Raw genomic sequence first — 19309 nt, 5'->3', positions numbered from 1 at the left:
CTGTGAGACGTACCCCGATCGTGCTGGCCCTGCTGGGCGCGCTTGCCGTCACCGGCTGCTCCTCCTCCGGAGCGGGGGGAGAGCAGAGCGCCGCCCCGCCGGCGTCCTCCGCGGCCCCGCAGGGAAGCGGCGCGAGCTTCGCCGTCATCACCCACGGCGCGCCGGGCGACTCCTTCTGGGACGTGGTCAAGAACGGCGCCGAGGCCGCCGGCAAGCAGTACGGCGCGCAGGTCACCTACCAGGGCGACGGCGACCCGGCCAAGCAGTCGCAGCTCATCGACCAGGCCGTCTCCGAGAAGGTGGACGGCATCGTCGTATCGATGGCCAACCCTGACGCGCTGAAGGAGGCCATCGGCAAGGCCGTCGCCGCGAAGATCCCCGTCGTGACGATCAACTCGGGGGCCGACTCATCCAAGGCGTTCGGCGCGATCACGCACGTCGGCCAGTCCGAGGACGTGGCCGGGCGCGGCGCGGGCGAGCAGCTCAAGGCGGCCGGCGTCACCAAGCTGCTGTGCGTCATCCACGAGGCCGGCAACGTCGGGCTCGACCAGCGCTGCAAGGGCGCGGAGGAGACGCTGGGCGGCACGGTCGAGCGGCTCCAGGTGGACGTGAGCAACCTGGCCGACGTCACCTCCAAGGTCACCGCCAAGCTCCAGTCCGACCAGCAGGTCAACGGCGTGCTGTCGCTCAACCCGGCCATCGCGATCGCCGCCAGGGACGCCATCAAGGACGCGGGCTCGCAGGCGAAGCTGGCCACGTTCGACCTGTCGGCCGACGTGGTGACGGCGATCAACGACGGGGAGGTCCTGTTCGCGGTCGACCAGCAGCAGTACCTCCAGGGCTACCTGCCGATCACGTTCCTCAACCTGTACAAGGCGAACCTGAACACGGTCGGCGGCGGCCTGCCGGTCAACACCGGGCCCGGGTTCGTGACCAAGGACAACGCCTCCCAGGTCGCCAAGCTGGCGGAGGCGGGCACCCGATGACCCTGCCGGCTCAGGTGGCGGCGGACGAGCGCGTCGCCCGGGTCGGGCTGGCCCGCCGCCTGCTCATCCGGCCCGAGCTCGGCGCGGTGGTCGGGCTCGTGGTGGTGTTCGCCTTCTTCGCCGCGCAGTCGCCGGTGTTCCGCTCGCCGGACGGCATCGCCAACTGGCTCGACCCGGCCGCCACGCTCGGCATCATGGCGGTCGCGGTCGCACTGCTGATGATCGGCGGCGAGTTCGACCTGTCGGCCGGGGTGCTGACGGGGACGAGCGGGCTGATCCTCGTCACGCTGGCCACCCGGTTCGGCTTCAACGTGTGGCTGGCCATGCTGGTGGGCCTGGTCGTGGCGCTGGCCGTCGGGTTCGCCAACGGGCTCGTCGTCACGCGGACCAGGCTGCCCAGCTTCATCGTGACGCTGGGCACGTTCCTCATGCTGCAGGGCGTCAACCTCGGCGTGACGAAGGCGATCACCGGGACGGTGCAGGTCAGCGGGCTGCGGCGGGCCGAGGGGTTCGAGCCGGCGAACGCGATCTTCGCCGGGACCGTCGAGATCGGCGGTACCTCGTTCCGGGTGGCGATCCTGTGGTGGATCCTGGTGACCGCGGTGGCCACGTGGGTGCTCATGCGTTCCAGGGCAGGCAACTGGATCTTCGCGGTGGGCGGCAACGAGCAGGCCGCCCGCGCGGTGGGCGTGCCCGCCGCGCGGACGAAGATCGCATTGTTCATGACCACCGCGTTCGCCGCCTGGCTGGTCGGCTCGATCCTGGCGCTGCGGTACACCTCCGTGCAGGCCAACATCGGCATCGGCCAGGAGTTCATCTACATCATCGCCGCCGTCATCGGCGGCTGCCTGCTCACCGGCGGGTACGGCTCCGCCATCGGGGCGGCCATCGGCGCGGTCATCTTCGGGATGGCCGACAAGGGCATCGTGTTCCTGGGCTGGGACGCCGACTGGTTCAAGTTCTTCCTGGGCGGCATGCTGCTGCTCGCGACGCTGGCCAACCGCCTGGTGCGGCGGTACGCCGAGGAGGTGAAGCATTGACCCCGCAGACGATCCTGGAGACCAGGGGGATCGGCAAGACGTTCGGCTCGGTGCTGGCGCTGCGCGAGGTGTCGATGGGCGTGGAGGCGGGGCGGGTCACCTGCGTGCTCGGCGACAACGGCGCGGGCAAGTCCACGCTCATCAAGATCCTCTCGGGCGTGCACCGGCACGACGCGGGCGCGTACCTGGTGGACGGGCGGGAGGTGAGCTTCGCCAGCCCCCGCGACGCGCTCGACCGCGGTATCGCCACCGTCTACCAGGACCTGGCGATGATCCCGCTCATGTCGGTCTGGCGGAACTTCTTCCTCGGCTCGGAGCCGCGCAAGGGGCTCGCGTTCGACGTGGCCAAGGCCCGGCGGGTGGCCCGCGAGGAACTGCGCGCCATGGGCATCGACATCCGCGACGTGGACCAGCCGGTCGGCACGCTGTCCGGCGGCGAGCGGCAGTCGGTGGCCATCGCCAGGGCCGTGTACTTCGGCGCCCGCGTCCTCATCCTCGACGAGCCCACCTCGGCGCTCGGCGTCAAGCAGGCGGGCGTGGTGCTGCGCTACATCGCCCGGGCCCGCGACCGGGGGCTCGGCGTCGTCTTCATCACCCACAACCCGCACCACGCCTACCCGGTGGGGGACCGGTTCCTGCTGCTCAACCGGGGCACCAGCCTCGGCGAGTACGGCAAGGGCGAGATCACCGCGCAGGAGCTGACCGCCCTCATGGCGGGCGGCGCGGAGCTGGAGGAGCTGGCGCACGAGCTGAGACGCGAATGAGCTTGGCCGACTCTTGACGCGTCCTGGCGGTCGCCTGGAGCGGCGGGCAGGTACGAACACCTCGGGACCAGCAGCCTCGGGGGATCGCCATGACCACGATGATGAGCAGACGCGTCGTACTGGAGCCGGCGGCGCAGCGGTTCGCCGACGCGAACGCCAAGCCGCCCTTCATCTACGAGCTCCCGCCCGAGCAGGGCAGGGAGGTGCTGGAGAAGCTCCAGTCCGATCCGGCCGTGCCCAAGCCGGAGATCGACGAGGAGTGGATCCAGGTGCAGGGCGGCCCGACGGGTGCCGTCCCGGTGCGGATCGTCAGGCCGAAGGGCGCCACGGGCACGCTGCCCGTGATCTTCTACATCCACGGCGCCGGCTGGGTGTTCGGCTCCGCCCACACCCACGACCGCCTCGTCCGCGAGCTCGCCGTACGCTGCGGCGCCGCCGTGGTCTTCCCCGAGTACGATCGCGCGCCGGAGGCGAAGTACCCCACCCAGATCGAGCAGAACTACGCCGCCGCCCAGTGGGTGATGAAGCACGGCCCGGAGAAGGGTCTCGACGCCTCGCGGATGGCGGTGTGCGGCGACTCGGTCGGCGGCAACATGGCGATCGTGCTGGCCATGATGGCCAAGGAGCACGGCGACGTGCGGCTGCTCGGCCAGGTGCTCTTCTACCCGGTCACCGACGCCAGCTTCGACACCGAGTCGTACAAGCAGTTCAGCACCGGCTACTTCCTCAGCCGCGACGGCATGAAGTGGTTCTGGGACCAGTACACCACCGACCCCGCCCAGCGGGCCGAGCCGCACGCCTCGCCGCTGCGCGCCAAGGACGAGGACCTGCGCGGCCTGCCGCCCGCGCTCGTGCTGAACGGCGAGGCGGACGTGCTGCGCGACGAGGGCGAGGCGTTCGCGGCGCGGCTGCGCGAGGTGGGCAACGACGTGACCGCGGTACGGCTGGCCGGGATGGTGCACGACTTCGCCATGGTCGACCTGCTGCGCGACACGAACGCCAACCGGACCGCCATGGAGCTGGCGGCCGGCGCGCTGCGGCGGTGGCTGGGTACGGAATCTACTAAGTAAAGGCGCCCGGCCGTGAAACTGTGGCCCGGCAGACCCCCGGGGCCGTTATTACCCCGATCGCCCGGACCGCCCGGCACACCCCGGGCGGTCCGCACAGGCCGGGAGGCCGGACAGGGCGGTACGCACAGGCCCGGCGCCACCCGCCCGCCGTAGGGTGCGGCCAGATTCCGCCCCCCTTCGTAGGAGCACCATGACGGCCATCGACTCACCAACCCTGCCGATCGGCGCGGCGTTCGACCGCATGCCGTTCACGCGCAGGCACGTGCTCATCGCGCTCGCGCTGTTCGTCGCGTTCGTCATCGAGTCGTGGGAACAGCTCGCCCTCGTGTACGTCTCCGGCGATCTCGGTACGAAGCTGGGCATCGACGAGGCGGGCGTCGGGCTCGTGCTGTCGGCGGTGGCGTTCGGCATGATCCCCGGGGTGCTGGTGTGGGGGCCGGTGGCCGACAGGATCGGGCGGCGGCCGACGGCGTTCTGGTCGCTGCTGGCGTACGGGGTGGTCGCGCTGGCCTCGGCCTTCGCCCCGAACGCGGAGGTGCTGGTGGCGCTGCGGGTGGCCTCGGGGCTGGCGCTGGCCGGCGTTTACACGATCACGTTCCCGTTCTTCCTGGAGCTGCTGCCGACCCGGCACCGCGGCCGGGCGGCGGTGTACCTGTCGATCGGGTGGCCGATCGGCATGCTGGCCGCGATCGGCGCGTCGGTGGCGCTGGGCGACCTGGGCTGGCACGTGGTGGTGGTCGCCAGCGCGGTGGCGGGGCTGTGGGCGTTCGCGATCAGGGCGTGGGTGCCGGAGTCGCCGTACTGGCTGGCCGCGCGCGGCCGGCAGGAGGAGGCGCGGGCGGTGCTGCGCACGCTGGGCAGCCCCGACGCCGAGGCGACGTTCACGGTGGCCACGCACCGGGTGGGGCGCCCGCTGGACCTGTTCCGCGGCGGGCTGGCGCGCATCACGCTGGTGATGCTGGCGCTGAACTTCGTCTTCAACTGGGGGTACTGGGGGCTGCAGACGTGGCTGCCCACGCTGCTGCAGGAGCGCGGCCTGACGCTGTCGGCCTCGCTCGGCTTCGCCGCGCTGAGCGCGCTGATGATGATCCCCGGGTACGTGTGCGCGTCGCTGCTGACCGGCCGGTTCGGCCGCAAGCGGGTCTTCCTGGTGTTCGTGGTGGCGGCGGCGCTCGGCGGGCTCTGGTTCGCCACCGCCGAGTCGTCCTTCGGCCTGTACGCGGGCAACTTCGTGCTGGCGTTCTTCAGCATGGGCGCGTGGGGTGTCTGGAACACCTGGAACGGCGAGTTCTACCCGACCGCCCTGCGTGGCACCGGCTACTCGTGGGCCACGGCGGCGCAGCTCGTGGCGACCACGGTGGCGCCGTCGGCGGTGGGCGCGCTGCTCGCGAACGCCACCGGGTTCACCGCGACGATGCTGGTCATCAACGCGTTCATGGTGGCGACCGCGCTGCTGGCGGTGCCGCTGCCCGAGACGGAAGGGCGCGAGCTGGAGTGATACTCGGCGTCGCCCTCGGGGAGGCCGCGCCCACGATGGTGGCCGTCGACGACGGCACCGCGACCTGGCCGGTGGCCCGTGGCGCGGCCCGGCACGCGTCGCGCGCGTGCGTGGCGGTGGACCTGGGCGGGGTGCGGACGGCGCCGGTGGCGGCGATCCGGGTGGGCGGCCCGTGCCCGGAGGCGCTGGGGCCCGTCGTCGGGTCCGGGGCGGCCACGATCGTGCGGGGCGGCCACAGCGTGACGGGGCGCCGGCTGGCTCCGCTGGACACCGAGGCGGTGCGGCGGTTCGCGGCCACGTGCGGGCTGGTGGACTTCGCCGTGACGGCGACGGGGTCGCCGATCCTGGCCGATCACGAGCTGGAGGTGGCGGCGATCGTGGCGGCCGAGGTGCCGCGGGCGCGGATCACGTTGTCGTACGAGTTCGGGTACCCGGGGTTGCGGGAGCGGGAGGCGGACGCGATCCGGAACGCGGCGCTCGGGCCCGAGGCGGGGCGGATCGCGGACGAGGTGGCGCGGGAGCTGCCGGGGGTGCCCGCGTACTTCGCGAGGTCGGGGGGTGGGCTGGTGTCGGCGCACTACTTCCGGCGCTTTCCGCTGACCTGTGATCGGGGGGCGGCGGCGAGCCTGGCGCGGGGGCGGGCGGCGCTCTCCGGAGGTGGTGGGCGGGTGGAGATCGCGGACGGGGCGGAGGTGTCAGCGGAGGTATCAGCGGAGGTGCCGGTGGAGGTTCCGGATGGGGTGGCGGCCGCGTACGGGGCGGCGCTCGGGCGGCCGGAGGCGCACGTGGAGCGGATCGTGCTCGCCAGGGGGCGGGCGGAGCTGGACCGGGTGCTGCGGGACGCCAGGGACGAGGCGCTCACCCGGGTGGTCAGTGCGGGGGCGGCGCCGGGCTCGGCCGGGATCGAGGAGATCACCGTGAACCCGCTGTCGTACCTGCCGGACGGCCTCTACCGGGTGCGGGTGACGGCGGGCGGGCGGCCGTGGGCCGGCTGATCGACCTCGACGGGCTGGGCCGGTTCTCGGCGGGGTCGCGGCTGTTCGCGACCGGGGCGGGGCAGTCGTCGTACAACCTGGCCTACGACTGGGCCGCGTCGGTGGTCGGGCAGGGTGGCGGGCAGGGTGTTGAACTGGTGGCGGCCGGGGAGCTGGCGGCGGGCACGTTGTGCGTGGCGGTCAGCCTGGCGGGTTCGACGACGGCGCTGGGCGAGCAGTTGCCGGCCGGGGACGAGCCGGAGCGGGCCGTGCGGGCGCTGGAGCGCAGGCTGGGGGAGCGGGTGGGGGCGGTGGTGGCGCTGAACCTGGCCGCGGAGAACGCGCTGATCCCGCTGATCGCTGCTGCCGGGCTGGGGTTGCCGCTGGTGGACGGCGACGGTACGGGGAGGGTGTTCCCGCTGGTGGAGCAGACCACGTACACGCTGGGCGGGATGAGCGCGGCGCCGCTGGCGCTGGCGGGCGGGTCGGGGGAGCTGGTGCTGCTGGAGACGGCGGCCGATCGGGTGGAGGAGCTGCTGCGGCCGGTGGTGCTGGCGGCCGGGGGGTGGGCGGTGGCGGCGTGCTATCCGATGGCGGCGGGGGATCTGGCGCGGGTGCTGGTGCCGGGCACGGTGAGCCTGCTCATGCGGGCGGGCGAGCCGGGGGCGCCGCGGTCGGCGGCGGCGCCGTACGGGGTGCGGACGTTGTGCCGGGGGCTGATCCAGGCGGTGGAGGGCAGTACGGGGCACGGGGGTGAGCTGGCGTTGCCGTCGCTGCCGACGAGCATCGTGCTGCGGGAGTCGGAGGGGTTGCGGCGGATGGTGCGGCTGGAGGCGCACAACGAGATCCTGCTGGTGCTGGCGGACGGGGCGGTGGTGGCGACGGTGCCGGACCAGATCTGCATGATCTCGACCGCGGACGGGATGGTCGTGGACGTGGACAAGGCCGAGCCGGGCCTGGAGGTGGACATCATGGTGGTCAAGGCCGCGCCGGTGTGGCACACGGCCGAGGGCCTCGCGCTGGGCGGGCCGCATGCGTTCGGGCTGGCGCTGTGAGCCACGGCCGGGCTCGTGCGGTGATCCACGCCCGGGCTCGTGCGGTGGGCCACGTCCGGGCTCGTGCGGTGGGTCATGGCCCGGCTCGTGTGGTGGGCCGGGTGCGGGGGCTCGGGGGAGGGGGGTGGCGATGAGCGGGGTGCGGGAGCCGGGGTGGGAGGCGCCGGTCACGGTGGCGGAGCTGGTCAACGCGGGGCCGCTGGCCGGGGCGCGGATGTACGGCGCGGGCGAGAACCCCGTACGCGGGGTGCGGATCGTGGACGAGCCGTCGGTGTTCGCCACGGTCGCGCCGCACACGGCCGTGGTGCTGATCGGCACGGCGGCCAGCGGGGGCTGGGCGGTGGAGATGGCCATGCGCCGGGCGTGGGAGCAGGCGGCGGCGTGCGTGATCGCGCCGGCGGGCGGGCTGAGCGAGGGCTCGGGGGAGATGCTGGCGGAGCGGCTCGGCGTGACTTTGATCTTCGTGGACGAGGATCCGCTGATCGTCGCGGTGCGGGTCGCGTCGGCGGCCTCCCGTCCGGACGCGGCCCGTACGCAGCTCGTGGCCCGCTGCGCCACCCGGCTGGCCGAGGCGGGCGCGTCGGCGCGGCGGGTGCTCGGCGTGCTGAACGCGGAGCTGCCGGGCGCTTCCGTCGCCTTCCTCGACCGGTACGGCCTGCTCCTCGCCGGCCGGCGCGACGCCGTCGGCGACGTGGCCGGCGGGCGGGGCCGGTGGTCGGCCGAGGCGGTGGTGCCCGACGAGGGCGGCGAGGTGCTGGGGACGCTGGTGGCCGCCGGGTCGTCGCGGTCGCCCGGCTGGCCGGCGGTGGTGCGTACCGTGCTGGGGCTGGCGGTGGCGCCGCTGACGGCGTGGGCCGCGCGGGAGCGCCTGCGGGCCTCCCGCGCGTTCGCCCTGCAGGCGTCACTCGCCGAACGCGTGCTCACCGAGCCCGAGCCCGAGCCGAGTGCCGGGCCCAGTGCCGGGCCCAGTGCCGGGCCCAGTGCTGCGCCCAGCGCGGAGCCGAGCGCCGCTTCCAGTGCTGCGCCGAGCGCAGGCCCCAGCGCCGCTTCCAGTGCTGCGCCGAGCGCAAGGCCCAGCGCCGCGCCCAGCGGAGGGCCCAGCGCCGCGCCCAGCGCCGAGGCCGGCCCCGAGTCCGAGGCCGGGCGTGAGGCCGAGACGGCGGTGGGGGACAGCGTGCGGGCGGCCGTGATCGCGCTCGGCTGGCCGGTCAGGGGCCCGCTGACGGCGTACCGGATCCGCCCGCTGACCGAGCCGGGCGACGCCCAGCTCGCCTACACGCTCATCACCGCGACCCTCGGCCAGGTCCCCGTCATGACCAGGGGCGAGGGCTGGGCGGGCTGGTCCGCGCTGGACCCGTCCGAGCTGGCCGGAGGCGTCCGCCAGGTGCTGCGGAGCATGCCGTGGTTGTGCGCCGGGGGAGTGGGCGGCCAGGTGGACGGGCTGGACGTGCTGGCGGAGTCGCTGCTGGGAGCGGAGGCGGCGGCCTACGTGGCGGGCGCGGGCATGGTGCAGCGGGCCGACCTGATCGGCCCGGCGGAGCTGCTCGGGGCGCTCCCGACGGGAGCGCTGCGGGCGCCGGCGGCCGTCGTGCTGCGCCCGCTGCTGCTGATCGACAGGGACGGCACGCTGCTGGAGACGCTGGGCGCGGTCCTGGACGAGGGCGGCGCGCTGAAGGCGGCCGAGCGGCTGGGCGTGCACCGCAACACCATCACCACCCGCCTGGACCGGATCAAGTCCGCCGGCTTCGACCTGGACGACGCCGCCACCCGCCTGGCCCTGCAGCTCGCCTGCCACGTGATGTTGCGCTGAGAACCCGCATGGCATGCTCGTTACGGCACCCCCCGAAAGGAGATCCCGTTGGCGGAGGCGGAGCTGTCAGGCGCGAGCAGGTTGCTGGCCGTCAGCGACCTGCACGTCGGCTATCCGGAGAACGAGGCCATCGTGGCGGAGCTGAAACCCGTGACGCCCGGCGACTGGCTGCTGGTGGCGGGTGACGTGGGGGAGCGGCTGGAGGGCATCACGTGGGCGCTGAGCCTGCTGGCCAGCCGGTTCGAGCGGGTCGTGTGGGTGCCGGGCAACCACGAGCTGTGGACCGTGCCGGGCGAGCCGCCCGAGCTGCGCGGGGTGGCGCGCTACGAGCACCTGGTGCGGACTTGCAGGGAGCTGGGCATCGTCACCCCGGAGGACGAGTATCCGCTGTGGGAGGGCGCGGGCGGGCCGGTGCGGATCGTGCCGCTGTTCCTCCTGTACGACTACACGTTCCTGCCGCCGGGCCACCACACCAAGGAGAGCGCCCTGACCTACGCCCACAGCACGGGCGTGGTCTGCACCGACGAGTACGTCCTGCACCCCGACCCGTACCCGACGCGGGAGGCCTGGTGTGCCGCCCGCGTGGCTCTGACCAGCAGGCGGCTGGCCGAGCTGGACGACGACGTGCCGCTGGTGTTCGTCAACCACTATCCGCTGGTGCGCGAGCCGACGGACGTCCTGCGTTATCCGCAGTTCGCGCAGTGGTGCGGCACCACGGCCACGCGCGACTGGCACCGCCGTCACCGCACGGCCGCCATGATCTACGGTCACCTGCACATCCCGCGCGTCACCTGGTACGACGGGGTGCGCTTCGAGGAGGTCTCGCTGGGTTACCCGAGGGAGTGGAAGCCGCGCCCGGGTAACCGCCGCCTGCTGCGCGACGTCCTGCCGCAGTCATAGCCCCTTCAGGTAGGCGGCGAAGGCGTTCAGTGCGGGCTCGGGGTCGGCGCGGCCCACGCCGATCCTGAACCGGTCGGCGGGCGTGTCCGTGAGCTGCGACCGGTAGATGCTCGCGGGCAGCAGCAGCACGCCGGCCCGCTCGACCAGCCCGGTGCAGAACGCCTCGACGCCGTCGCGCCCGAGGTAGCGGGGGAAGGCCACGCAGCCGCCGTCGGGCACCCGCCACTCGAACAGGTCGCCGAACTCGGCGAAGAACGCCTCGAAGCGGGGCAGGTTCGCGGCGATGATGCCGCGGTTGCGCTCCAGGATCCGGTCCCTGGCCTTGATCGCGACCCGGGCGAGCACCTCGCTGGGCGCGGAGTTGCAGATGGTGGTGTAGTGCTTGGCGCGTTCGAGGCGGGAGCGCAGCTCGCGGTCGCGGCAGGCGATCCAGCCGATCCGCAGGCCGGGCAGGCCGAGCGACTTGGAGGTGACGTTCAGCGACAGGGCGGTGGGTGACAGGTCGGCGGCCTGCGGCAGCGTGCGGGCGGGGTCGAGCTCCAGCCCGCGGTAGACCTCGTCGCTGAACAGGTGGATGCCGCGCTCCTCGCACATCGCGGCCAGGCGGGCGAGGTCGGCGGCGGGGATGAGCGCGCCGGTGGGGTTGTTGGGGAAGTTGACGGACACCACGCGGGTCTCGGGGCGGATGGCCGCCTCGACGGCGTCGAGGTCGAGCGCCCAGCCGCTCCCGGGGGCGAGGGGGACGCCGGTGACCTCGCACAGCGACAGGGGCACGGTCTCGGCGGCCTGGTAGCCGGGGGTGATCACGACGGCGTGGTCGCCGGGGCCGAGCAGGACCTGCATGGCGAGGTAGAGGGCCTCCTCGGCGCCGGCGAAGCAGATCACGTCGTCGGCGCCCGCCCGCTCGTACGTGCTCGCGATGGCCTGGCGCAGCTCGGGGTCGCCGTAGGTCTCGGTGTAGCCGAGGGTGAGCGTCTCCCAGGCGTGCAGGTCCTCGGGGCCGGCGAGGGCGAGCAGCTCGCCCATGGTCATGGTCTGGGCGTCGGAGGCGGTCAGGTGGTGCCGTGCGGTGAACTCCCAGCGGGAGAAGTAGACCTCCAGCCGGAAGTCGGGCAGTCGGCTCATGGTCGGCTCCTTCTGAGGTCGGCGAGCAGCGCGTACAGGGTGGATCGGGACGTCTTCAGCGCGGCCGCGACGACGGGGACGGCGCGGCGGACCGCGAACACCCCGGCCGCGTCGAGCTCGGCCAGCACGGCGAGGCGGTCGTCGCGGGTCAGGCGCTCGGCGGCGCGCCCGTGCTCGCGGACGTAGGCGCCGACGACCTGGTGCACCCGCTCCGTCCAGTCCTGCTCGAACAGGGCCTCGGGGCGCGGCGCGGTCGGCGCGGCGAACGCGGCCAGCAGCGCCGCCGCCTGGTCGAGCGGGGTGCGGTCGAGGTTCACGCAGAGCACGGCCGACGGCTCGCCGCCGTCGTCGCGCAGCACGGCGCTGACCGAGGACAGGCGCCGCCCGTCGGGCAGCAGTTTCTCGTACGGGCCGTGGACGCCGTCGTCGGCGGGGTCGAGCCGGTCCAGCTCGCCGAGCATCGACGGGTCGCCGGTGCCGCGCCTGGTCAGGGAGTTCCAGACGGCCAGGACGCGGTCGGTGGCGGTGTCGTGCAGCACCACTTCGGCGTGCGGGGCCAGCAGCTTGGCGATCGCCGCGCACACCGGCGACCACATCCGCACGCGCGGGTCTGTCTGCGTCACGCATCGGATCATATGTCCAGATCGGACGTTTCATCCAATCCGATGGATTGCAAACAGTTCTTCGCGAACAAGTCTTTGCGAAGAACTGTTTGCGGTCTAGGCTCAGAACGTGATCGAATCCGACAAGTCCGTCGTCGTCCTCGATGCGAAGGGCCTGCGGGCCCTGGCCCACCCCGTACGCGTGCAGCTCGTGGACCTGCTCCGCAAGCACGGCCCGTCCACCGCCACCCGCCTGGCCGAACGCCTGGGGGTGAACTCGGGAACGGCCAGCTACCACCTGCGCAGGCTCGGCGCGGCCGGGTTCGTCGAGGAGGACGCCGAGCGCGGCAACGCGCGGGAGCGGTGGTGGCGCTCGGTGCACCGCGTCACCCGGCTGACCGGCGAGGAGCTGGCCGAGCGCGAGCCGGAGGCGGTGCTGGCGTACATGCAGTCCATCGCCGCCCTGTACAACCTGCGCACCCAGCAGGCGGTGAACGAGATGCCGACCATGCCGAAGGAGTGGCGCAACGTGCTGGACCTCAGCTCGTACGCGCTGCGCCTGACCCCGGAGGAGGGCCGGCGGCTGCGGGAGGAGCTGGGCGAGGTGATCGGCCGATACCGGCGGGACGAGCCCGGCGCGCAGGCTCCCGAGGACGCGGAGCGGGTCTCGCTCATCACCCAGGTCCTGCCGGAACCGGCATGAGAGCGCGGTCCTTGGCAGGGGTGCTGGCGGCCATCACCGTCGCGCTGACAGGGACGCGGGTGTCGGCCATCGCGCTGCCCTGGTTCGTGTACGTGAGCACCGGGAGCGCGGTGCACACGGGGATGGTGGCGTTCGCCGAGATGGCGCCGTACGTGCTGGTCAAGGCGCTGGCCGGGCCGATGCTCGACCGGGTGGGGCCGCGGCGCGTCTCCTGGGCCGCCGACGTGGTGAGCGCGGCGGCGGCCGGCGCGGTCGTCCTGCTGCACGCGCTCGGGGCGCTGCCGCTGGGCGCGCTCGTCCCGCTCGTCGCGGTGATCGGCGCGGCCCGCGGGCCTGGCGACCTGGCCAAGGAGATCATGATTCCGGAGGCGGCCGAGCGCGGGCGGGTGCCGCTGGAACGGGCCACCGGTCTCATGGGCGTCACCGAACGGCTGGCCCAGACGGCGGGCCCCGCGGCCGGGGGCGTGATCGTCGTGGCGCTGGGGCCGATGGCGAGCCTGGGGGTGAGTGCCGGCTGCTTCGCGCTGGGCTCGCTGATCGTGGCCTGGGCGCTGCCGCGCGGCCTGGGCCGGAGTGCGCCGGCGGAGGGGGCTGGCCTGCGGCGCCACCTACGCCCTGGTCACCGGGCTGACCGGCCTGCACCCGGAATGGCGGGAGATGGACCGGGGCCGCGGCAGGCCGGGGCGGGGTCAGCGGGTGATCAGGCCCTGGGCGAGGTCGGCCGCCGTCGCCTCCGGTGCGCGCAGGCCGGGCGGCCCGTAGCCGCCGCCACCGCCCGACTCGCAGCGCAGCACGTCCCCCGCCCGCACGGGCAGCGCGTTGGCCTTGAGCATCTCCCGCTCCTCGGCGGTCCCCGGGTTGAGCGTGACGCGCGGGGGAGCGCCCGCGAGGCCGCCCGCCAGCCCCCACGCGGGGGTGACCGACCGTTCGAACCACAGCGACAGCGACGTGTCGCCGCGGAACTCGTACTCCCGCACCACGCCGTTCCCGCCGCGCCACCGGCCGGCGCCGCCGGTGTCCGGGCGGATCTCGTAGCGGGTGACGCGGACCGGGAACAGCGTCTCCAGCACCTCGATCGGCATGTCCCGCAGCGACCCGTTGACGTTGTTGATCAGGCAGCTCTCGCCGTCGCCGCCCTCCCACGCGCCCCAGCCGCCGACCGTGGCCTCCTGGGAGACGTACAGCTTGCCGGTGCGCGGGTCAGTCCCGGTGAACTGCACGATCATCGAGTCCCCGTACGAGGCCGCGGCCGCCTTGTCCGGCATCGCCTCCGCCAGGGCCTTGACCACGAGGTCGATGAGCAGCCCCAGGTGCGAGTAGTAGTACTGGCAGGCGGCCGGCGACTCGGCGGCCAGCATCGAGCCCGGCCTGGTCTCCACCGACAGCGGCCGGAACGAGCCCCCGTTCAGCGGCACGCCGCCGGAGACCAGCAGCTTGTAGCCGACCCGCACGGCCGCCACCGCCTGCGCCGCGCCGCAGTTGACCGGGCCGAGCGCCTGGTCGGCGCAGTCGGTCAGGTCCACGTGCACGCTCTCGCCCGACACCGTGACCGTCACGTTCACCGGCAGCGGCGTGGCCAGGTCGATGCCGTCGTTGTCGAGGAAGCCCGACGCCTCGTACACCCCGTCGGGGATGGCCGCGATGGCCGCCCGCTCCATGCGCTCGGTCTGGGCGAAGATCTCGTCGCGGGCCGCCAGCACCGTCTCCAGCCCCCACCGGCCGACGATCTCCTTCAGCCGCCGCTGGCCGGTCATCGCGCAGCTCACCTGGGCCCGCAGGTCGCCGAGCGTGGCGTGCGGGAAGCGTACGTTGCGGGAGATGACCTCGTGCAGGTCGCGGCAGGGCTCGCCGCCCGCGTACACCTTCACCGGGCCCAGCCGCAGGCCCTCCTGGAAGATCGAGGTGGAGTCCATGGAGCCGCCGGGGTCCTTGGAGCCGACGTCCAGCCAGTGCGCCCGCGACGCGGCGAACCCGGCCAGCTCCCCGCCGGCGAAGATCGGCCCGTAGACGGTGACGTCGTTGAGGTGGGTGCCGCCGATGTAGGAGTCGTTGAGCACCCACACGTCGCCCTCCTGCCAGACCTCCCGCCCGTACAGGCGCTCGGTCTCGCGGGTGCACACCTCCAGGTTGCCCAGGAAGATCGGCAGGCCGGACGACTGGCCGAGCACGTTGTGGTCGCGGTCGAGCAGCGCGACCGCGCAGTCCTTGGCCTCGTAGATGACGGGGGTGTAGGAGCTGCGGATGAGGGTGGTGTTCATGTCCTCCGCCGCCTGCAGCAGCGCGCAGCGGATGATCTCGGTGGTGACGGGGTCGATCACGTGTTCACTTTCAGGATGAGGAAGCCGTTGTCGTCCACGGTGGCCAGGCAGCCGGGCGGGATGACCGTGGTCGCGGTCTCCTCCACCACGATCGCGGGCCCGGCCAGCTCGCCGTCCAGGCCGGCGCGGCGCAGCACGGGGGTGCGGTGCACCGCGCCGTCGAAGATCACATCCCGTACGTCCGGAGGCTCCTGCCCGGAGGCGGCGACGGCCGGGGCGGCGGTGCGCGGGAACGTGCCGAACCCGGTGCTGCGCAGCGTGACGAACTCCACCGGCGCCTCCGGGGTGGCGTGCCCGTAGCGCGCGGTGTGCGCCTCGGCGTAGCGGGCCGCGATCTCCGCCAGGAACTCCGGCTCGGCCGGCTCGGCGGCGTCGCGCAGCGGGACGGTGAGCGTGTAGTCCTGGCCCTCGTAGCGCATGTCCACGGCGTGCTCCACCCGCCGCCGCTCCTCCGGGACGCCCTGCCCGGCGAGCGCGTCGAGCGCCTCCCGCTCCAAGGTCACGAGATTCCCGGACATGTCGGGGCCGTCGAGCGTGTCCTGCGGCCGGAAGTACGGATGCGTCAGATCCCTGCGCACCTCCGCCTCCAGCATCCCCCACGCCGAGAACGCCCCCGGGAAGCGCGGCACCACTACCTCGGAGATCCCCAGCTCGCGCGCGATGAACGCCGCGTGCATCGCCCCCGCGCCCCCGAACGCCAGCAGCGCGAACTCCCGCGGCTCCACCCCGTGCTCCACGGTCAGCGTACGGATCGCCTGCGCCATCTTGGCGTTGGCCACGTCGCAGATGCCCTCGGCCAGCGCCAGCGGATCCAGCCGCAGCTCCCCGGCCAGCTCCGCGACCGCGACCCCGGCGGCCTCCACGTCCAGCGTCATCAGCCCGCCCGCGAACCACGCCGGATCCACCCGCCCGAGCACCACGTTCGCGTCGGTGACGGTCGGCCGCGCGCCGCCCCTGCCGTAGCAGGCGGGCCCCGGCACCGCGCCGGCCGACTCGGGGCCGACCCGCAGCGCGCCCGCCTCGGCGTAGGCGAGGGAGCCGCCGCCGGCGCCGATCGTGTGCAGGTTCACGATCGGCATCAGCACCGGGTAGCCCTCGATGCGCGCCTCGCTGTTGACGTCCGGGCGCCCGTCCACGACCAGCGACACGTCGAACGAGGTGCCGCCCATGTCCACGCAGATCACGTTCCGCGAGCGTGCCCCGTCGGCGCCGAGCCCGCGTCCCCGCAGCCGGGACGCGGCCACCCCGCCCATCGTCCCGCCCACCGGCCCCGACAGCAGCGTCTGCAGCGGGTGGCGCATCGCGTACGAGGCGTTGACCAGCCCGCCCGACGACTGCATCACGTGCACCGGCACGCCCAGCCCGCGCTCGGCGAAGCGCCGCTCGACCCCGGCCAGGTACCGGCGCACCACCGGCCCGGTGTACGCCTCCAGCACGGCCGACGACGTGCGCTCGTACTCGCGCCACTCCCGCGCCACCTCGTGCGAGAGCACCACCAGCACGTCCTCGCCCAGCTCGGCCCGCAGGATCTCGCCCGCCCTGACCTCGTGCGCCGGGTCGGCGTAGGAGAACAGCAGGCACACCGCCACGGCGTCGAACCCCTCGGCCCGCGCCCGCCGCGCAGCCGCCCGCACCGACTCCTCGTCCAGCGGCTCCAGCTCCCGGCCCCGGTAGTCGAGCCGGCCGCCGGCCTCCATGACGTCCTGGCGCGGCACCAGCGGCTCCGGTTTGCGGTAACGCAGGTCGAACATCCGGTCCCGGTTGCCCCTGGCGATCTGGTAGACGTCACGGCCATCCCGGCTCGCCAGCAGCAGCACCCGGGCGCCCTTGCGCTCCAGCAGCGCGTTGAGCCCCTGGGTGGTGCCGTGCACGAAGAACGAGATGCCCGCCGGATCGTCCACGACCCGGCCGAGCGCGGCGAACACGCCCTCGGCCAGATCGCCCGGAGTGGTGGGCGCCTTCGAGGCCGTGACGGCACCCGACCGCTCGTCGTAGCAGACGACGTCGGTGAAGGTGCCGCCGATGTCCATGGCGACGCGATAGCTCATGCGGTGAACGGTACGAGGGCCCGGCGCCCGTCCCTGTGTGCGGGTCGCACATCCCGCGGCGAGCGGCAGTGCATCCCGCAGGGGGTCAGCCGACCGGGCTGCCGTCACCGGTGACGATCACCCCGCTGTTGTGGCCCGCGACCGCCACCGGCAGGTCGCCGGTCGAGGGCACCCGGGTGAGCATCGCGGCCACCTCCCGCCGCAGCAGCGGGTCCGCCAGGAACTCCTCGATGATCGCGCTCCGCAACGCGGCCCGGCCGGACTCGTCGTCCGGTTTGGCGCCGGCCACCCGGCCGATCACCCGGTGGGCCCGCGCGTCTCCCCGCCCGAAGACCCGCTGCAGGATGCGCGAGCCGCGGGCCACCTCCGTGTCCGCGGCCAGCTCGCCGGTCTTGGCCAGCACGCCGGTGCCGTAGGCGTCGATCGCCGCCGTCACGAAGGGCATGACGTCGTCCGCAGTGTCCATGAGACCCTCCTATAGGTCCTTATGGAATGACGAGATGGTAGCTCCCTTAGTTCCTGCGGCGAGGGCATACCCTTGCGACTGTGCCTGCCCCGTACCTCACCCTGAAGACCGTCGTCGAGCACGAGACGGAGGCGCGGCGCTCGCGCTTCATCTGCGCCCTGGCCCCGGCGCGCACCGTCGAGGAGGCCGCCGCCTTCATCGCCGGGCGCCGCCGCGAGCATCCCGCCGCCACCCACAACTGCACCGCGTACGTGATCGGCGAGCGCATCCAGAAGGGCGACGACGACGGCGAGCCCGGCGGCACGGCGGGCACGCCTATGGTCCAGGCGCTGGTCGGCAGGGGGTTCAGCGACGTGGTGGCGGTGGTGACGCGCTACTTCGGCGGCACCCTGCTGGGCGCGGGCGGGCTGGTGCGCGCCTACGGCTCCGCGGTCACCGAGACGCTCGACCGGGCCGAGCCCGTGCGCATGGTCCCGGCCAAGCTGGTGCGCGTGGCGGTCGCGCACGACCAGGCCGGGCGGGTGGAGAACGACCTGCGGGCCTCCCGCCACGCCGTGCGGGAGGTGACGTACGCGGGCGAGGTCACGTTCGCCGTCGCGGTGGGCGACGACGAGGTGCCCGCGTTCGCCGACTGGGTGGCCACGCTGACGGCCGGCCGGGCCCGCGTGGAGCTCGGCGACGACCTCCACGTGCCGGCCTGAGTGGTCCTCTCCGCCTCAGCCCTCCAGGGCGTACTGCATGACGCGGAACTTCGCCTGCGCCTCGGCCAGCTCGGCCGCCGGGTCGGAGTCGCCCATGATGCCGCCGCCCGCGAACAGCCGGGCCCGCCGCCCCTGCACCTGACCGGACCGCAGCGCGATGCCCCACTCGCCGTCGCCGTTGGCGTCGATCCAGCCCACCGGGCCGGCGTAGCCGGCGCGGTCCATGCCCTCCAGCTCGCGGATGACCTGGATGGCCGTCTTCGTCGGGGTGCCGCCGACGGCCGCCGTCGGGTGCATGGCCGCCACCACGTCCAGCACCGACGCCCCGTCGGCCAACCGGCCGGTGACGTGGCTGGCCAGGTGCTGCACGTTCGGCAGCATGAGCAGCTCGGGCTCGTCGGGCGTGGTCAGCGAGGAGCACAGCGGCGACAGCGTCTGGCGCACGGAGGCGATCGCGCACTCGTGCTCGTGCCGGTCCTTCGCCGAGGCGAACAGCGCCGCCCCGCGCGCCAGGTCGTCGGCGGCGCTGGTGCCGCGCGCGGTCGTGCCGGCCAGCACCAGCGACTCGATCTCCTGCCCCGTGCGCCGGATCAGCAGCTCGGGCGTGGCGCCGACCAGCCCCGCCACCGAGAACGTGTAGCACTCGGGGTAGCGGGCGGCCAGCCTGGACAGCAGCAGCCGCACGTCGATCGGCCGCTCGGCGGTGGCGACCAGGTCGCGGGCCAGCACCACCTTCTCCAGCTCGCCCTCGCGGATGCGCCGCGCGGCACGCGCCACGACGTGCTCCCACTCGGGCGCGGTCAGGCTGCCGTCGCCGTAGCTGATCCGGCCCGGCTCGCGCACCGGGGTGAACGTCTCCAGCGGCGCGTCGCCGACCGTGGTGAGCCAGGCGTGGCCGTCGCGGCGGGCGAGCACGGCCCGCGGGACCACGAGGACGGAGCCGTGGGCGTCCTCGTCGAAGGTGAAGCTGCCGAAGGCGACCGCGCCGGAGCCGGGGGTGCGAACGTCGTCGTGCACCTGCGCGTCCCCGAGCACGGTGGCCAGCCACTGGCGGGCCCAGGCGAACCTGCCGGGCCCCGGCGGCACGGCCACCCGGGCCGCCTCTCCCCAGCCGACGAGGCCCTCGCCGTTCCTGATCCACGCGTAAGGGGCCGTACGGGGGAGGGAAGCCAGCAGGTCACCGGGGTCGCCAACAAGGGTGGTGCGAACCGGCAGCGGGCGGGTTGTTCCGAGCGCGACACTCACCCAA

General features: G+C 73.7%; 17 protein-coding genes and 1 pseudogene. 12 read left to right on the top strand and 6 right to left on the bottom strand.

What is annotated here, in order from left to right; all coding sequences use genetic code 11:
- The first annotated feature begins 2 nt into the window (after nucleotides 1–2).
- From HD593_RS31360 to HD593_RS31320, 9 genes are all read left to right on the top strand, one after another.
- On the top strand, nucleotides 3–986 hold the full coding sequence (locus tag HD593_RS31360; RefSeq protein WP_185105584.1) for a sugar ABC transporter substrate-binding protein: 984 nt from the start codon (nucleotides 3–5) through the stop codon (nucleotides 984–986).
- Complete coding sequence (locus HD593_RS31355) at nucleotides 983–2026, top strand: ABC transporter permease (RefSeq protein WP_185105583.1); 1044 nt, start codon at nucleotides 983–985, stop codon at nucleotides 2024–2026. Before HD593_RS31360 ends, HD593_RS31355 begins: the two co-directional genes overlap by 4 nt.
- Nucleotides 2023–2790 carry an ATP-binding cassette domain-containing protein gene (locus tag HD593_RS31350; protein WP_185105582.1) on the top strand — a complete coding sequence of 256 codons (768 nt, stop codon included), beginning with the start codon at nucleotides 2023–2025 and terminating at the stop codon, nucleotides 2788–2790. Before HD593_RS31355 ends, HD593_RS31350 begins: the two co-directional genes overlap by 4 nt.
- Nucleotides 2791–2888: 98 nt before the next feature.
- Nucleotides 2889–3860, top strand: a complete 972-nt coding sequence (locus tag HD593_RS31345) for an alpha/beta hydrolase (RefSeq protein ID WP_185112245.1) — start codon at nucleotides 2889–2891, stop codon at nucleotides 3858–3860.
- Nucleotides 3861–4050: 190 nt separating this feature from the next.
- Nucleotides 4051–5358, top strand: a complete 1308-nt coding sequence (locus tag HD593_RS31340) for an MFS transporter (protein ID WP_185105581.1) — start codon at nucleotides 4051–4053, stop codon at nucleotides 5356–5358.
- Nucleotides 5355–6353, top strand: a complete 999-nt coding sequence (locus tag HD593_RS31335) for a hypothetical protein (RefSeq protein WP_185105580.1) — start codon at nucleotides 5355–5357, stop codon at nucleotides 6351–6353. The genes HD593_RS31340 and HD593_RS31335 overlap by 4 nt, the downstream gene beginning before the upstream one ends.
- On the top strand, nucleotides 6341–7387 hold the full coding sequence (locus tag HD593_RS31330) for a DUF917 domain-containing protein (protein WP_185105579.1): 1047 nt from the start codon (nucleotides 6341–6343) through the stop codon (nucleotides 7385–7387). The genes HD593_RS31335 and HD593_RS31330 overlap by 13 nt, the downstream gene beginning before the upstream one ends.
- Before the next feature lie 130 nt (nucleotides 7388–7517).
- Nucleotides 7518–9197 carry a PucR family transcriptional regulator gene (locus HD593_RS63655; RefSeq protein ID WP_185105578.1) on the top strand — a complete coding sequence of 560 codons (1680 nt, stop codon included), beginning with the start codon at nucleotides 7518–7520 and terminating at the stop codon, nucleotides 9195–9197.
- A gap of 48 nt (nucleotides 9198–9245) precedes the next feature.
- Nucleotides 9246–10097 (top strand): metallophosphoesterase family protein, encoded by an 852-nt coding sequence (locus HD593_RS31320; protein ID WP_379478796.1) that lies wholly within the window; start codon nucleotides 9246–9248, stop codon nucleotides 10095–10097.
- Here the strand turns inward: HD593_RS31320 and HD593_RS31315 are convergent.
- Both HD593_RS31315 and HD593_RS31310 read right to left on the bottom strand, forming a co-directional pair.
- Nucleotides 10092–11222: an aminotransferase class I/II-fold pyridoxal phosphate-dependent enzyme gene (locus HD593_RS31315; RefSeq protein WP_185105577.1), complete on the bottom strand. Its 1131-nt coding sequence runs from the start codon at nucleotides 11220–11222 to the stop codon at nucleotides 10092–10094. The genes HD593_RS31320 and HD593_RS31315 overlap by 6 nt on opposite strands.
- Entirely contained in the window at nucleotides 11219–11845 is a 627-nt protein-coding gene (locus HD593_RS31310; RefSeq protein WP_312903835.1) for a helix-turn-helix transcriptional regulator, read from the bottom strand. The genes HD593_RS31315 and HD593_RS31310 overlap by 4 nt, the downstream gene beginning before the upstream one ends.
- A gap of 109 nt (nucleotides 11846–11954) precedes the next feature.
- On the opposite strand from HD593_RS31310, the gene HD593_RS31305 reads away from it, so the two are divergent.
- Together HD593_RS31305 and HD593_RS31300 are read left to right on the top strand one after the other, a co-directional pair.
- The gene (locus HD593_RS31305; RefSeq protein WP_185105575.1) at nucleotides 11955–12527 is read left to right on the top strand and encodes an ArsR/SmtB family transcription factor; all 573 of its coding nucleotides are present in this window, start codon (nucleotides 11955–11957) and stop codon (nucleotides 12525–12527) included.
- A pseudogene (locus tag HD593_RS31300) lies at nucleotides 12524–13054 on the top strand (MFS transporter); the annotation flags it as partial. The gene HD593_RS31305 and the pseudogene HD593_RS31300, both read left to right, overlap by 4 nt.
- A gap of 162 nt (nucleotides 13055–13216) precedes the next feature.
- On the opposite strand, the gene HD593_RS31295 reads toward HD593_RS31300, so the two are convergent.
- From HD593_RS31295 to HD593_RS31285, 3 genes are all read right to left on the bottom strand, one after another.
- Nucleotides 13217–14845, bottom strand: coding sequence for a hydantoinase B/oxoprolinase family protein (locus HD593_RS31295; RefSeq protein WP_185105574.1), 1629 nt, complete (start codon nucleotides 14843–14845; stop codon nucleotides 13217–13219).
- Nucleotides 14842–16893 carry a hydantoinase/oxoprolinase family protein gene (locus tag HD593_RS31290; RefSeq protein WP_185105573.1) on the bottom strand — a complete coding sequence of 684 codons (2052 nt, stop codon included), beginning with the start codon at nucleotides 16891–16893 and terminating at the stop codon, nucleotides 14842–14844. Before HD593_RS31290 ends, HD593_RS31295 begins: the two co-directional genes overlap by 4 nt.
- Before the next feature lie 85 nt (nucleotides 16894–16978).
- A complete protein-coding gene (locus HD593_RS31285; protein ID WP_185105572.1) occupies nucleotides 16979–17359 on the bottom strand; it encodes a hypothetical protein in 381 nt (126 codons plus the stop codon).
- A gap of 80 nt (nucleotides 17360–17439) precedes the next feature.
- On the opposite strand from HD593_RS31285, the gene HD593_RS31280 reads away from it, so the two are divergent.
- Nucleotides 17440–18060 (top strand): YigZ family protein, encoded by a 621-nt coding sequence (locus HD593_RS31280; protein WP_185105571.1) that lies wholly within the window; start codon nucleotides 17440–17442, stop codon nucleotides 18058–18060.
- A gap of 15 nt (nucleotides 18061–18075) precedes the next feature.
- Here HD593_RS31280 and HD593_RS31275 read toward each other — a convergent pair whose 3' ends face one another.
- Nucleotides 18076–19305, bottom strand: coding sequence for an isochorismate synthase (locus HD593_RS31275; protein ID WP_185105570.1), 1230 nt, complete (start codon nucleotides 19303–19305; stop codon nucleotides 18076–18078).
- Nucleotides 19306–19309 lie beyond the last annotated feature (4 nt).

The organism is Nonomuraea rubra, from assembly GCF_014207985.1.
In the GTDB taxonomy this organism is placed as follows: Bacteria; Actinomycetota; Actinomycetes; order Streptosporangiales; family Streptosporangiaceae; genus Nonomuraea; species Nonomuraea rubra.
The sequence above is the reverse complement of the archived record's forward strand: the minus strand, read 5'-3'. Positions and strand labels throughout refer to the sequence as shown.